A 14,158-nucleotide genomic window follows, 5' to 3' on the forward strand; every position below is an offset into this window, starting at 1 on the left:
CCTCACGTTATTCGGATAAATGTTTAGTTAGCTGCCGTTTGCGAACGGAAACGGGCAAAGATGAAGATGACGGCAAAGCACAGCGCCGGGACCAGCTCCGCGGTGGGGATGTTGCCGGCTGCGTCGCTGACAAAGCCCATCACCGGGGTGACAATCCCGCCGCCAATAATGGTCATGACGATAAAAGAGGAGCCGTATTTGGTGTCCTGCCCGAGGTTTTTGATGCCCAGTGAGAAGATGGTCGGATACTGAATCGACATAAAGGCGCTGCACAGCGTCAGGGCCAGCAGACCCACGTGGCCGCCGGTGAAAGCGGAAATCAGGCACAGGATCATCGAGAGCAGGGCATAGGCTGCCAGCACTTTATGCGGCGCGAAGCGGCTGATGAGCCAGGTACCGGAGAAGCGGCCGATAAAGAAGCACACCATCGTGCCGGTCAGATAGTTGGCGGCGAAACCGGGCGTCATGCCGGGGATCTCTTCGATAGCGTAGCGAATCAGATAGCTCCAGCAGGCGGTTTGCGCGCCGACGTAGCAGAACTGCGCCAGCACCGCCCAGCGCCAGTGGCGAACGCGGACCAGGCGAGCAAGGGAAGCGGAGAAGGAACTCTGGTTGGCGTCACTATGGTCGTCGCTCTGCAGGGCCGGAAATTTGGTCAACATAATCAACAGAGCGACCAGTAAGACAACCGCGACGATGATCATATACGGGGTTTGCACCGAGAGCACCAGGCTGTGTTTATAGGCGCTAAGCTGCTCCGGAGCCATTTTATCGAGCACATCCTGCGATTGATGCGGCACATTAGACAAAATGAGACTTTGCCCAAAAACCACCGCAATAATGGCGCCAAACGAGTTAAACGTTTGGGCAAGATTAAGCCGGAAGTGACCGCCGCTTTCTGGTCCTAAGACGGTAACAAACGGGTTTGCCGCGGTTTCTAAACACCCTAAGCCTGCAGCAATAATAAACAGGCCAATCAGGAATAAGGTGTAATTCATAACCTCAGCGGCGGGCCAGAATAGCGCGGCGCCAAAAGCATATAAGAACAGTCCGGTAATAATGCCGGCTTTATAACTTAACTTTTTCATCAAAATTCCGGCCGGAATGGGAATGACAAAATAGCCGAAATAAAAGGCGGATTGAATCAGTCCAGCCTGGAAGTTGGTTAAGGTAAAGGCTTGTTGAAATTGTGGTAATAAAATATCGTTGAGATTATTTGCGACCGCCCAAAGAAAAAACAGCGAGCACAGTAGGGCGAAGGGAATAATGTAGCGCTTGCTTTGCCCTGTCTCTACCGCACGAAAACTCTGCGTTTGTATTGTTGTGTTTCCCATAGCATCCTCATTGGTTCAGAAGCGTGTTCAGCAGCCGGCTTATGCCCACCAGACCGCAAAAATCAGGCGAGCTCTTGTGACGACATCAACAGTGAAATAAACATCACGGAGTGAACTCATGAATTCATTTTCAAATTAAAAAAGCCTTTTAATATGATAGCGGTCACACTTCGTATCCACTCGGTGGTTTTATGTGATTATCATCACCTTAATAATCAGAAAAACATGACCGTTTGAGAAAGTTAATTGTAAAACCCACAGGGTCGATGACCGATTTATTTTATTATGTGGAAAACGGGCAGTTGTTAAAACTATCAGTAAAATGCCCGTTTTTAAATCTATTAGTAAGAACGGGCATTTTTCGGAAAGCAAAAATCAATGAACGGTTGTTTTTATACTGAAATAAGTGAGAGGAATCACAGAACCGGCGGATGTAAATTCCTTTCTGCTTATTCGGGATGATGATGGTGAGTAATTATTTGAGCTATTCAACAGCGTCGGAGCGTCATCTCCGGCGAGCCGTCTGTTGTCGCATTGCGCATCATAAAGAGAGGTAAAGAATGGAACGAAATAGACTGGCCCGGCAGATTATTGATACCTGCCTGGAAATGACCCGCCTGGGGTTAAATCAGGGAACCGCCGGTAACGTGAGCGTGCGTTATCAAGGGGGGATGCTGATCACGCCAACGGGTATTCCTTATGAAAAGCTGACGGAAGCGCACATTGTGTATATCGATGCCGAAGGTCAGCATGAACAGGGCAAACTGCCGTCCAGCGAGTGGCGTTTTCATATGGCGGCTTATCAGACGCGGCCTGATGCTCACGCGGTGGTACATAATCATGCGGTTCACTCTACGGCGGTGTCGATCCTCAATCGTCCCATTCCCGCCATTCACTATATGATTGCGGCGGCGGGCGGCAACTCTATCCCCTGTGCGCCCTACGCCACGTTTGGTACCCGCGAGCTGTCTGAGCATGTGGCCGTGGCGCTGAAAAACCGCAAAGCGACGCTGCTGCAGCACCATGGCCTGATCGCTTGTGAAGAGAATCTGGAGAAGGCCCTGTGGCTGGCGCATGAAGTTGAGGTGCTGGCGCAGCTTTATCTCAGCACTCTGGCCATCACCGATCCGGTGCCGGTTCTTGGCGACGAGGCCATTGCTATCGTGCTGGAGAAATTCAAAACCTACGGATTGCGTATCGAAGAGTGATGCCGTAAGCGAAGGCTTCTGCCGGCTGCTTCCGGGAGATGTGCTGGGCTGATACCCCGGCGCTGTTATTCCCCGGCTTGCGCAGCGCTTAGCCGGACTACGGGCTGTCCCTCTGTGCTTTGCTCCCGGGGGCGGCGCTTGACGCGCCTTGCCCGGGCTACGGGCTCACCGTCGTCTGCGGTAGCCCGGGTAAGGCGTAAGCCGCGACCCGGGGAATGCGCTCACCGTCTGCGATCCGGTAGCCCGGATAGATGCGCAGCATCACCTCCGGGGAAATGGTGCCACGCTGCGCGCTGCTCCCGGGGGCGGCGCTTGACGCGCCTTGCCCGGGCTACGGGTATTCAGCCGTCTGCGGTAGCCCGGGTAAGGCGTAAGCCGCGACCCGGGGAATGCGCTCACCGTCTGCGGTCCGGTAGCCCGGACAGATGCGCAGCATCGCCTCCGGGAAGCCGCGCGCACCGCGGCCCGGCGCTATCGTGCCAGCCGCAGCTGCTGGAGGTTGCCGTCCAGCTGTAAATCGGTTTGCAGGCGCGCGATGTCCCGGCAGGTGAAGGCCATCTCTTTCTGTTCTTCCAGCTTCTTGCGCCACTTCTCCGGCACGTCCGCCAGCCGCGCGTAGATCCCTTCCAGATCCTGAAAATCGGTTAACAGCTGGGCGGCGCTTTTCGGCCCAATGCCCGCCACGCCGGGAACCTTTGAGCTGCTGATGCCCGCCAGCCCCCAGTAGTCAGGCAGCTGTTCCGGCGTCACGCCAAACTCTTTGGCGATAAACGGCGCATCAAGCCAGCGCTTCTGAAAATAGTCGCGGATGCGGATCGTTGGCGACAGCAGCTGGCAGTAGCCTTTGTCGGTTGAAACGATGGTTGCCTGATGGCCGGCCTGCGCCACTTTGACCGCCAGGGTCGCGGCAAGATCGTCGGCTTCGCTGCCGCTGAGCGCCCAGCAGCGAAACCCGCGCTGCTCAAACGCCGCCCGCAGCGCCGGCATTTCCGCTTCGAGGGTCTCCGGCATCGGCGCGCGCCCGGCTTTATAATCGGGCAGACGCTGATGTCGCCAGCCGTGGCCGCGGTCTTCATCATCAAATACCGCCACCACGTGGGTTGGCTGGCTATGGACCACCAGCTGTTCAAGCGCATGCAGGCAGGTGTCGACGCAGGGTGACCCCTGCACCGCGTGGATGCGGCGAATCAGATTAAGTGCGTCGACGATTAACAGATGAACGGCCACGAATATCCTCATAAATAGGCTCTTATTGCAGTGCCTTTCAGGGTAACATCGCCGCGCGGATGAGGCTATTGGCGCCAGGGAAATCAGGAAGATGACTCGCAGTTTCCGGCTAATCAACGTGCATCAGCAGGCCGAGATCGCTATTGGTGGCTTCGCCGTACCAGACCGCCTCGCGCACCGAAACCGGTTTGTGGATAAGCCCCAGCGCGTAAAAGCGATCGGCGATACTTTGTTGGGCGCGAATCACGTTGAGATCCATCGGCCGCGGACGATGGCTGCGGCGCGATAAGGCGCGCGTCAGAGAGGCGGCGTTAAGCCCCAGCTCGGCGGAGAGCAGTCCGGCGGCTTGCTCCCGGTGCTGGTCAATAAACTGGCCGGTCTGCGCCAGCTCGGCTAACAGGCGCTGCATGATATCGCTATTGCGGCTGGCGTAGTCGCGGCGCGACAGGTAGAACTGGTGGTTATTGACGCGTCCCTCGCCGCTGGCAACAACCCGTAATTCGCCGCTATATTCCGCGTCGCTGAGCAGCGGATCCCACATCATCCAGGCGTCCACCGCCAGGTAATCGCTGGCGGTCAGCGGATATTTCGGCGGAATATAGACCACTTTGACGTCGTTTAATGCCAGCCCGGCCTCTTCCAGGATATGCAGCAGCAGCCAGTGCACGTTAGAGCCCTTATTCAGCGCGATACGCTTGCCGCGCAGGTCGGCGATGGTGCGAATGTCGCTGTGCTGCGGGACGACCATCGCCACGCTTTGCGGAGCGGGCGGTTCCCAGGCGACGTAGACCAGCTCGCCGTTACTCGCCTGAGCGAAAACCGGCGGCGCTTCGCCGGTGGTGCCAAAATCGATCTCATCGCAGGCGAGGGCGTGCAGCAGCTGCGGCCCGGCGGGGAATTCGCTCCACAGCACGCTGACGCCGCGGCTGGCAAAGGCTTGCTCGAGACTTTGCCGCGCTTTCAGGATGCCAAGATTGCCGAAGCGCTGGAAGCCGATGCGCAATTCCCGGTCGCGAGAGACGCTGTTGACCGCCGCGCCGAAGAGAGGCTCCTGACGGCGGCGGCTTTTAATGATGCCAAAATTGGCCAGCTGCGTGCGCAGCGTGTGGCGGCTAATACCGAGCAGCGCCGCGGCCTGGCTTTGATTATCGTCACTGTGGGCCATCGCGCCGCGTATTAACGCCCCGGTGACCCTCTCCCACAGCGGCTCGCCCGGCAGGGAAAGCTGACGACGAATAAAATCGTCGAGCTCATTATCGCCCGCCGCCGAGGGCTCATTGTTCAGCGTCGTCAACCGCAGCTGGGCGGGGCCGATCTCCTCTTCTTTACTCAGCAATACCGCGTTATGCAGAGTGTTTTCCAGCTCGCGAATATTACCCGGCCAGGGGTACTCCATCAGCCTTGCCAGCGTCTCCGGGGCCAGACGACGAGCCGGGCGGCCCAGGCGGCGGGCGTAGAGCGAGAGAAAATGGTCCGCCAGTACGGGAATATCCTGGCGACGCTGGCGCAGCGGCGGCAGCGGGACGAGGGCGATATTCAGGCGATAGTAGAGGTCTTCGCGGAAACGACGCTCGCGGATGGCCTGCATCAGGTCCACGTGGGTGGCGGCGATCACCCGCACGTCCACCTTAATGGCCTTGCGCGAGCCGACGCGGGTGATTTCGCGCTCCTGCAGAACGCGCAGCAGTTTGACCTGAAGCGGCAGGCTAAGCTCGCCGATTTCATCGAGCAGCAGGGTGCCGCCCTCCGCCGCCTCGAACCAGCCGGGATGGCCTTGTACCGCGCCGGTAAACGCCCCTTTTTCATGGCCGAACAGCTCCGCTTCCGCCAGGCTTTCGCTGAGCGCGCCGCAGTTGACGGCCAGAAACGGCCGGTGGCGGCGCGGGCTATGGTGATGCAGGTAGCGGGCGACGACCTCCTTACCGGTGCCGGTTTCGCCGACAATCAGCACGGTCGCCTCGGTGGGGGCCAGTTTATCCAGCAGGCTCTGAAACGCTTTTGACGCCGGGTCGATCAGCGCGGGCGTAGAGGATGGAAATTCAGGATTCAGCATGGTGACCTCCGGTATTTGATGTCCTGAAGTTATCCTGTGCCGGGGACGGAAACCAGAGGGCTAACTCGCCGGTCTGTTGCAAATGCCGCAGTCCGGACGCATTGGCTGCGGCATTTGCAACAGCGGCGTAAGGTTCGGTTTTCTGTAACTCACTGAATTTATATTGTTAATTTTTTATTCACCATTGGCACGATTATCGCTAACACTCATATAACCAAATTAAAACAACTCTTCGATAAATATCGGATATGGTTATATAGGAAATGGATAATGACGCAAAAAACCGACGATAAAATCAACGTGTTCTGGTTTCTGCCCACCCACGGCGATGGCCGCTACCTGGGCACCTCGGAGGGCGGACGCCCGGTTGATTTGCCTTACCTGCAGCAGGTGGCGCTGGCGGCCGACAGCCTCGGCTACTACGGCGTGCTGATCCCAACGGGGAAAAGCTGCGAAGACTCCTGGCTGGTGGCCTCGGCGCTGGCACCGCTGACCCGCCGCCTGCGCTATCTGGTGGCCGTTCGTCCGGGCCTGCAGCCGCCGACGCTGGCGGCGAGGATGGCGACGACGCTCGACCGCCTGTCGGGCGGTCGGCTGCTGATTAACGTGGTGACCGGCGGCGATCCGGTGGAGAACAAAGGCGACGGTATTTTCCTCAGCCACGGCGAACGCTATCAGGTCACCCGCGAATTTCTCGACGTCTACTCGCGCCTGCTGAAAGGCGAAAAGGTGGATTATCACGGCGAGCATATCCACGTGGAAGGCGCGGAAGTGCTGTTTCCGCCGGTACAGGAAAACGGCCCGCCGCTGTTTTTTGGCGGCTCCTCTGAGGAAGCCATCGACGTCGCCGCCGATCAAATCGATACCTACCTGACCTGGGGGGAGCCGCCGGCGCTGGTGGCCGAAAAGCTGGCGATAGTGCGCGAGCGCGCCGCCGCGCGGGGCCGCACGTTGCAGTACGGGATTCGTCTGCATGTGATTGTTCGCGAAACCGAAGAGGAGGCGTGGGCCGCCGCCGATCGGCTGATTTCACACCTTGATGACGAAACTATCGCCCAGGCGCAGAAAATTTTTGCCCGTATGGACTCCACCGGCCAGGCGCGAATGAGTTCGCTGCATAAAGGATCGCGCGACAATCTGCGTATTGCGCCGAACCTGTGGGCGGGCGTGGGGCTGGTGCGCGGCGGGGCCGGGACGGCGCTGGTCGGCAATCCGCAGCAGGTGGCAGAACGCATTCGTGAATATCAGGCGCTCGGTATCACCAACTTTATCTTCTCCGGCTACCCGCATCTGGAAGAAGCCCATCGTTTCGCTGACCTGGTCATGCCGCTATTGCCGCTGGCAGGCCACGATCAGCCGAAGGCGCGTAGCGTCAATACCGGCCCGTTTGGCGAAACCATCGGCGGCGATAAGCGTCCGGTGAAACAGGTCAGCGCAAGCTGAGGAGGCGCGTATGTTACACCGATTTGTGAAGGCGGTGGGCTATGCAAACTGAACCGCACGTGGTGATTGTCGGCGGCGGATTTAGCGGTGCGGCGGTGGCGATTCATCTCCTGCGCCTGGCGCCGGTTGGCGTGCGGGTCACGCTGCTGGAGCCGCGCGAGGTGCCCGGCGCGGGCGTGGCCTACTCCACGACCGAACCGAGCCATCGGATTAACGTTCCTGCCGCGCGGATGCAGCTTGCCGGTGAAGAGGAGGGCGCGTTCGATCGCTGGTACCGCAGCCAGCCCGCCTTTGCGGATGACCCGCATGCCCTGCTGGCAGACGGCGCGGTCTATCCGCAGCGCGGTCAGTTTGGCCGCTATGTCGCCCAGCGTTTCGCCGAGGAGGCGCGCGCCAGCGGCGGGCGGCTGACGCATCTGCGCGAGCAGGCGCTGAGCGTTAATCATGGTGAAGTTGTCACCGACGGCGGGCGTCGGCTGCAGGCCGATCTGCTGGTGCTGGCCATCAGCCATCCGCCGCCGTCGCTGCCGTCGCTGGCGACGCCGTTCGCAACGCATCCGGCGCTCATCGCTAACCCCTGGCGAACGGGCGTGCTGGCAACTATCGCCCCGGAAGCGAGCGTCGCGGTCATGGGCACCGGCCTGACGATGGCGGACACCGTCGCGACCCTGACGCGTCTGGGACATCGGGGGCCGATCGCGGCATTTTCACGCCGCGGGCTGCTGTCCCGCAGCAATCTCAGCGGCAGTAGTGAACCCTGGCCTGGCGAATACGATCTCGGAACGCTGCGCCAGCGGCTGCGGCAAATCCGTCTGGATATCGAGCGCGCGGCGGAGCAGGGACAGGCCTGGCAGGTGGTGCTGGACGCGGTGCGTAATCAGGGGCAGAGCATCTGGCAGGGGCTGACGGTGGCCGATCGCCAGCGCTTCCTGCGTCATTTGCGCAGCTACTGGGACGTTCACCGCTACCGTATCGCTCCGCAGGTCGCCGGGGTCCTTGAGCAGCGCCAGCGCGACGGCAGCCTGCGGGTGCTGGCGGCCAGGCTGACGGCGCTGGAAGGCGACGCGCAAAAGCTGGCGCTAACCCTGACGCCCCGGCGCGGTGAAACGCTGCGGGTGAGCGCTGACCACTTTATTTTAACCACCGGCCCGGCGCACGGCGGGTTGACCGACAGCCAGCCGCTGCTGCGTCAGCTGAGCCAGCGTGGGCTGATTCGCGCCGATGCGTTCGGCCTTGGCCTGGACGTCGATCGCCGCTCGCGGGCGATAGGCCGGGAAGGGCGGATTACGCCCAATCTGCTGGTTTCCGGACCCGCCGCGCGGGCGTATTTCGGAGAATTAATGGGGCTGCCGCAGGTGGCCGACCATGCCGCCGCCGTGGCCGACGAAGCGCTGCGGACCCTGGGCGTCAAACAATCCGCCCGATGTCCGGCGTTCTGAACGCCTTTTATCCCCTGATTCCTTTAATGATTATGCGCGCGTCCCGACAGCGGGGCGCGCCGTGGAGAGTGCTATGTCATCACAACGTGAAATTCGTCTGAACGCTTTTGATATGAACTGCGTCGGCCATCAGTCGCCGGGGCTGTGGGCCCATCCGCGCGACCGCTCCTGGCAGTATAAAGACCTCGAGTATTGGGTCGACCTGGCGCGTCTGCTGGAGCGGGGCAAGTTTGACGGACTATTTATCGCCGATGTGCTGGGCGTCTATGACGTGCTGAACGGCAACGGCGATGCGGCGATCCGCCAGGCGGCGCAGGTGCCGGTCAACGATCCGCTGGCGCTGATTACGCCGATGGCGCTGGTGACGGAGCATCTGGGATTCGGCCTGACCGCTTCGCTCTCTTTTGAGCATCCCTATCCGTTCGCCCGCCGTCTTTCAACCCTCGACCATCTGACCAAGGGGCGAGTGGGCTGGAATATCGTGACCTCCTACCTTGAGAGCGGGGCGCGTAATATTGGCCAGAAAGCGCAGACCGACCACGACGCCCGCTACGACTACGCCGATGAATATCTGGAGGTGGTCTATAAGCTGCTGGAGGGGAGCTGGGAGGATGGCGCGGTGCTGCGCGACAGGGAACGTAAGATCTTCAGCGATCCGCGAAAAATTCACCCGATTAACCATCAGGGGAACTTCTTCTCGGTGCCGGGGATCCACCTCTGTGAGCCGTCGCCGCAGCGTACGCCGGTACTCTATCAGGCGGGCGCCTCCAGCCGCGGCAAGCAGTTCGCCGCCGGCCACGCGGAGTGCGTATTTGTCGGCGCGCCGTCGAAAGTGCTGCTGAAAAAGACGGTGGCGGATATTCGCCGTCGCGCCGAGGAGGCCGGGCGCGATCCGCGCAGCATCCTGATCTTCAATATGCAGACGGTCATCGTCGGCGAAACCGACCGTGAAGCTCAGGCTAAATGGCAGGAGTATAAACCGTACGTCAGCTACGAAGGGGCGCTGGCTCTGCTCTCCGGCTGGACCGGCATCGACCTTGGTCAGTATCAGCCGGATCAGGTGCTGGAGTATCTGCATACCAACGCGATTCAGTCGATGGTAGAGGCGTTTTCCACCGCCGATCCGAACAGCCAGTGGACCGTGCAGAAGCTGGCGGACTGGGCGGGGATCGGCGGCTTCGGGCCGCTGGTGGTCGGCAGCCCGCAGACGGTCGCCGATGAGCTGCAGTCCTGGGTCGAAGAGACCGACGTCGATGGGTTTAACCTCGCCTATGCGGTGACCCACGAAACCTTCCGCGACGTGGTGGATTTGCTGGTTCCGGAGCTGCAAAAGCGCGGCGTGTTTAAGCAGGAGTATCGCGAGGGAACCCTGCGCGAGAAGCTGTTTGGCGCCGGCCCGCGGCTGGCTGCGCCGCATCCGGGCGCAGGCTATCGCTACGGCGCGCAGGTCGCGGTCGGAAGTGAAGAGAAGGTGAGTTAATTTTGCCGGTCCCCCTCTCCCCGAAGGGGGAGGGGCTGAACTGTGGGGCGGGAGGTTTTTCCCGGAGGCGGCGCTTGACGCGCCTGTCCGGGCTACGGATCCACCGCCGTCTGCGGGCCGGTAGCCCGGGTAAGGCGCCTGCGCCGCGACCCGGGAAGGGAAGACTTACTGCTTATCCAGCGACCAGGTCGCGCTGCGAACATCGACTTTCACCGGCAGCAGGCCGATACGGGTGAAGGTATCCGCCAGCGCCTGCTGTTCGTTATAGACCGCAGGCGTCATACGCTCGGCACCATAAGGCAGACGCGCCAGCGTCTTCAGCCAGATAGCCTTATCCAGCCCGGTTGAGGTGGAGAGGATCCCGGCGGCATCCTCCTGATGACTGTTGGCCCATTCGCTCAGTTTACTCAGCTCATCCACCACCTGCTTTGCGGTATCCGGATAGGTGTCGGCAAATTTGCGGCTGGCCAGGTAGAAGGTGTAGTGCGGCACCAGCCCTTCGGCATTGCCAATCTGTCGTGCTTTGGCGTTCGTTTCCACTTCGGCGAGGAACGGATCCCAGATAACCCAGGCGTCAATAGCGCCGCGCTGGAAGGCGGCGCGGGCGTCAGCAGGCGGCAGATAGACCGGCGTGATATCTTTATAGCTCAGCCCGGCTTTCTCCAGCGCGGTCACCAGCAGGTAGTTTACGTCGGAGCCTTTATTGAGCCCCACGCGCTTGCCCTTAAGATCGGCCACGCTCTTAATTGCCGAGTTTTCCGCCACCACGATGGCCTCGGTTTTTGGGTTCGCCGGGGAGTGGGCTAAATAGACCAGATCCGCCTGCGCCGCCTGGGCAAAGGCCGGCGGCGCATCGCCGGTGGCGGCGAGGTCGATGCTGCCGACGTTCAGCCCTTCCAGCATCTGCGGCCCGGCGGGAAATTCAATCCAGCGGACGGCGATACCCTGCTTTTTGAAGCTTTCATCGAGGGTGCCGCGATATTTAAGCAGCGCGAAGATATTAGCTTTCTGATAACCGATATTCACGGTCTCCGGCGCTTTCGCCAGCGCGGAAGCGGATAAGCCTGCCAGCAGTAGCAGCAGCGCCGGGCGGGATAATCTGAGCATGATTTGTTCTCCTTGAGCGGTTTTTCCGTAAGGTAACAAATCGTCTTTATAACTAATAAATAACTAAATTATCATTTATATAACATAAATGAAGGAGGAGGGCAGGGAAAGGAAGCCCGGCATGCCGCAGCATACCGGGAGGGGGGCGTTAATCGCAGGCGACAATCTTCATGGCCAGGCCGCCGCGCGAGGTTTCACGATATTTGGCGTTCATATCTTTGCCCGTTTCGTACATGGTCTCGATGACTTTATCGAGGCACACCCGCGGCTCGCTGGTGCGGCGCAGGGCCATACGCGCGGCGTTGACCGCTTTGACCGCTGCGATAGCGTTACGCTCGATGCACGGCACCTGCACCTGGCCGGCAACCGGATCGCAGGTGAGACCGAGGTTGTGCTCCATACCAATTTCCGCCGCGATGCATACCTGACCCGGACTGCCGCCAAGCAGTTCAGCCAGACCGGCCGCCGCCATTGAACAGGCTACGCCGACTTCACCCTGGCAGCCCACTTCGGCACCGGAAATCGAGGCGTTCATCTTATAGAGCGAGCCAATGGCGCTGGTGACCAGCATATAGCGCGCCAGCGAGTTGGCGTTCACTTTGCGGATGAACTTGTCGTAGTAGGCCAGCACCGCAGGTACGATACCGCAGGCGCCGTTGGTCGGCGCGGTCACGACGCGCCCGCCGGCGGCGTTCTCTTCGTTAACCGCCAGGGCGAACATGTTAATCCAGTCAACGACCGCCATCGGGTCGCTGTTGGTGTTGTCCTGGCTTACCAGCATCCGGCGCAGCGCGGCGGCGCGACGCGGCACCCGCAGCTTGCCCGGCAGAACCCCCTCGGTGGTGATGCCGCGCTCAATTCCGCTGCTCATCACTTCCCAGACCGCGGCAAAATGCTGCTCCAGCGCTTCTTTACTGTGCAGCGCCAGCTCGTTTTGCATCATCAGCCCGGAGAGCGATAGCCCGCTTTCGCGGCAGTGGCGCTGCAGATCGGCGGCGTTTTTATACGGATAAGGTACGGCGACCGGCGCTTCGCGGGTCACGCCGAAATGGTCTTCATCGACGATAAACCCGCCGCCGATGGAGTAATACGTCTGGCTGTAGAGAACCTTCTCGCCGCCGAGGGCGGTAATACGCATGCCGTTTTCATGCCGCGACAGGTTGTCGGCGTGGAAATTCATGCACTGATCGACCGGGAACGCCACTTCCTGCTGGCCGTTTGCCAGCATCAGGCGGCCATGGGTGTTGACGTCCTGGATAAAGCCGGGAATCGCGTCGATGTCGACGGTATCCGGCAGGTTGCCCGCCAGGCCCATAATAATCGCGATATCGGTATGGTGGCCTTTTCCCGTCAGGGAAAGGGAGCCGTAGACATCGACGACGACTTTGGTTACCTCGGAAAGCAGCCCGTGCTCAATAAGATCGTCCGTGAATTGTTTGCCCGCTTTCATCGGTCCAACGGTGTGGGAGCTGGAAGGGCCAATGCCGATTTTAAAAATATCGAATACGCTGATCATGATGCATCCAGTGCTGTCGGGAGCGCCGCCGTCAGGCGGCGCGGGGGATATTAACTAAACAAAGAGTAGAAAATCGCGGAGATAGCAATCAGGCCCATAATCACCACGAAAACGTTGCTGACGTGGCCGCTGTATTTACGCATCGCCGGGACTTTCTGAATCGCGTACATCGGCATCAGGAACAGAATCATCGCGATAATCGGGCCGCCCAGGGTTTCGATCATCCCGAGGATGCTGGGGTTCAGCGTCGCCACAATCCAGGTGGTGACCAGCATGAACAGGGCGGTGATTTTGTTCAGTTTATTGATTTCGATGGACTTGCCTTTACCGCGCAGGGATTTAATCACCATGCCGTTAAAGCCTTCGCGAGCGCCCAGGTAGTGGCCAAGGAAGGATTTAGTGATGGCGATCATCGCAATGATCGGCGCCATCCAGGCGATGATCGGCGCGTTAAAGTGGTTCGCCAGGTAAGACAGAATCGAGATGTTCTGATCTTTCGCCGCCGCCAGATCCGCCGGGGAGAGGCTCAGTACGCAGCTGAAGACGAAGAACATGACGGTCAGCACCATCATGATGTGCGCGCGGGCCAGAATGCTGGAGCATTTTTTCTCTGCGCCCTGGCCGTACTCTTCGCGTTTCGCGACGGCGAAGGAGGAGATGATCGGCGAGTGGTTAAAAGAAAACACCATCACCGGAATCGCCAGCCACAGGGTCATCCACAGGCCGTTGCCGGTCGCGGTCGCGCTGCTCAGGGAGAGGGTTTCCAGCGCCGCGCCGTTCCACTGCGGGATCAGATAAAAGGCCAGAATCATCAGCGCGACCACGAACGGGAACACCAGCACGCTCATCGCTTTCACAATCATCTGCTCGCCGAAGCGCACGATGGTCATCATGCCGACAATCAGAATCAGGGAAAGAATGGCGCGAGGCGGCGGCGTTATGTGCAGCTGGTGCAGCATAAAGCTTTCCACGGTGTTGGTGATCGCCACGCTGTAGACCAGCAGAATCGGGTAGATGGCGAAGAAGTAGAGCAGGGTAATCAGCTTACCTGCGCCAACGCCGAAATGCTCTTCGACCACTTCAGTGATGTCTTCGCCCGGATTCTTACCGGACAGCACGAAACGGGTCATCCCGCGGTGGGCGAAGAAGGTCATCGGGAAGGCCAGAATCGCCATGATGATCAGCGGGATCATACCGCCGACGCCGGCGTTGATCGGTAGAAACAGGACGCCCGCGCCGATAGCCGTGCCGTACAGGCCCAGCATCCACATGGTGTCCGTCTTACGCCAACCGCTACGGGTAGCATCCGAAACGATGGTGCTGGTTTGAGTGGTTTCCATCTGTATCTCCT

Annotated in this window: 10 protein-coding genes; 4 read left to right on the forward strand and 6 right to left on the reverse strand. The window is 59.9% G+C overall.

Annotated features, from left to right (window positions below; all coding sequences use genetic code 11):
- Positions 1-23: 23 nt before the first annotated feature.
- Positions 24-1,334 carry an L-fucose:H+ symporter permease gene (fucP, locus tag JLG71_RS05320; RefSeq protein ID WP_004853675.1) on the reverse strand — a complete coding sequence of 437 codons (1,311 nt, stop codon included), beginning with the start codon at positions 1,332-1,334 and terminating at the stop codon, positions 24-26.
- A gap of 560 nt (positions 1,335-1,894) precedes the next feature.
- Between fucP and fucA the strand changes: the two genes are divergently transcribed.
- Positions 1,895-2,542, forward strand: coding sequence for an L-fuculose-phosphate aldolase (gene fucA / locus JLG71_RS05325; protein ID WP_004853673.1), 648 nt, complete (start codon positions 1,895-1,897; stop codon positions 2,540-2,542).
- Between the two features lie 471 nt (positions 2,543-3,013).
- Here fucA and xni read toward each other — a convergent pair whose 3' ends face one another.
- A complete protein-coding gene (gene xni / locus JLG71_RS05330; protein WP_014226613.1) occupies positions 3,014-3,769 on the reverse strand; it encodes a flap endonuclease Xni in 756 nt (251 codons plus the stop codon).
- A gap of 109 nt (positions 3,770-3,878) precedes the next feature.
- Positions 3,879-5,822: a sigma-54-dependent Fis family transcriptional regulator gene (locus JLG71_RS05335; RefSeq protein ID WP_049079281.1), complete on the reverse strand. Its 1,944-nt coding sequence runs from the start codon at positions 5,820-5,822 to the stop codon at positions 3,879-3,881.
- 270 nt (positions 5,823-6,092) lie between these two features.
- Here JLG71_RS05335 and ssuD point away from each other — a divergent pair, with 270 nt between their 5' ends.
- The 3 genes from ssuD (at position 6,093) to JLG71_RS05350 (ending at position 10,184) form a co-directional block, all read left to right on the forward strand.
- Positions 6,093-7,265: an FMNH2-dependent alkanesulfonate monooxygenase gene (gene ssuD / locus JLG71_RS05340; RefSeq protein WP_014226611.1), complete on the forward strand. Its 1,173-nt coding sequence runs from the start codon at positions 6,093-6,095 to the stop codon at positions 7,263-7,265.
- Between the two features lie 41 nt (positions 7,266-7,306).
- Positions 7,307-8,704 carry an FAD/NAD(P)-binding protein gene (locus JLG71_RS05345; RefSeq protein WP_200914009.1) on the forward strand — a complete coding sequence of 466 codons (1,398 nt, stop codon included), beginning with the start codon at positions 7,307-7,309 and terminating at the stop codon, positions 8,702-8,704.
- Positions 8,705-8,777: 73 nt separating this feature from the next.
- Positions 8,778-10,184 carry an LLM class flavin-dependent oxidoreductase gene (locus JLG71_RS05350; protein ID WP_014226609.1) on the forward strand — a complete coding sequence of 469 codons (1,407 nt, stop codon included), beginning with the start codon at positions 8,778-8,780 and terminating at the stop codon, positions 10,182-10,184.
- Between the two features lie 165 nt (positions 10,185-10,349).
- Here JLG71_RS05350 and JLG71_RS05355 read toward each other — a convergent pair whose 3' ends face one another.
- The 3 genes from JLG71_RS05355 to JLG71_RS05365 all read right to left on the reverse strand — a co-directional run bounded on the left by JLG71_RS05355 (position 10,350) and on the right by JLG71_RS05365 (position 14,147).
- Positions 10,350-11,291 (reverse strand): aliphatic sulfonate ABC transporter substrate-binding protein, encoded by a 942-nt coding sequence (locus JLG71_RS05355; RefSeq protein ID WP_025106425.1) that lies wholly within the window; start codon positions 11,289-11,291, stop codon positions 10,350-10,352.
- Positions 11,292-11,439: 148 nt separating this feature from the next.
- On the reverse strand, positions 11,440-12,807 hold the full coding sequence (locus tag JLG71_RS05360) for an L-serine ammonia-lyase (RefSeq protein ID WP_025106426.1): 1,368 nt from the start codon (positions 12,805-12,807) through the stop codon (positions 11,440-11,442).
- 50 nt (positions 12,808-12,857) lie between these two features.
- Complete coding sequence (locus JLG71_RS05365; RefSeq protein ID WP_004124376.1) at positions 12,858-14,147, reverse strand: HAAAP family serine/threonine permease; 1,290 nt, start codon at positions 14,145-14,147, stop codon at positions 12,858-12,860.
- Positions 14,148-14,158: the final 11 nt, after the last annotated feature.

Origin of the sequence: Klebsiella michiganensis (genome assembly GCF_015139575.1) — a bacterium.
Taxonomy (GTDB): Bacteria; Pseudomonadota; Gammaproteobacteria; order Enterobacterales; family Enterobacteriaceae; genus Klebsiella; species Klebsiella michiganensis.

Coding starts and splice junctions, on each gene's coding strand:
- fucP (WP_004853675.1), bottom strand. CDS start 1,334: ATGGGAAACACAACAATACAAACGCAGAGTTTTCGTGCGGTAGAGACA.
- fucA (WP_004853673.1), top strand. CDS start 1,895: ATGGAACGAAATAGACTGGCCCGGCAGATTATTGATACCTGCCTGGAA.
- JLG71_RS05335 (WP_049079281.1), bottom strand. CDS start 5,822: ATGCTGAATCCTGAATTTCCATCCTCTACGCCCGCGCTGATCGACCCG.
- ssuD (WP_014226611.1), top strand. CDS start 6,093: ATGACGCAAAAAACCGACGATAAAATCAACGTGTTCTGGTTTCTGCCC.
- JLG71_RS05345 (WP_200914009.1), top strand. CDS start 7,307: ATGCAAACTGAACCGCACGTGGTGATTGTCGGCGGCGGATTTAGCGGT.
- JLG71_RS05350 (WP_014226609.1), top strand. CDS start 8,778: ATGTCATCACAACGTGAAATTCGTCTGAACGCTTTTGATATGAACTGC.
- JLG71_RS05355 (WP_025106425.1), bottom strand. CDS start 11,291: ATGCTCAGATTATCCCGCCCGGCGCTGCTGCTACTGCTGGCAGGCTTA.
- JLG71_RS05360 (WP_025106426.1), bottom strand. CDS start 12,807: ATGATCAGCGTATTCGATATTTTTAAAATCGGCATTGGCCCTTCCAGC.
- JLG71_RS05365 (WP_004124376.1), bottom strand. CDS start 14,147: ATGGAAACCACTCAAACCAGCACCATCGTTTCGGATGCTACCCGTAGC.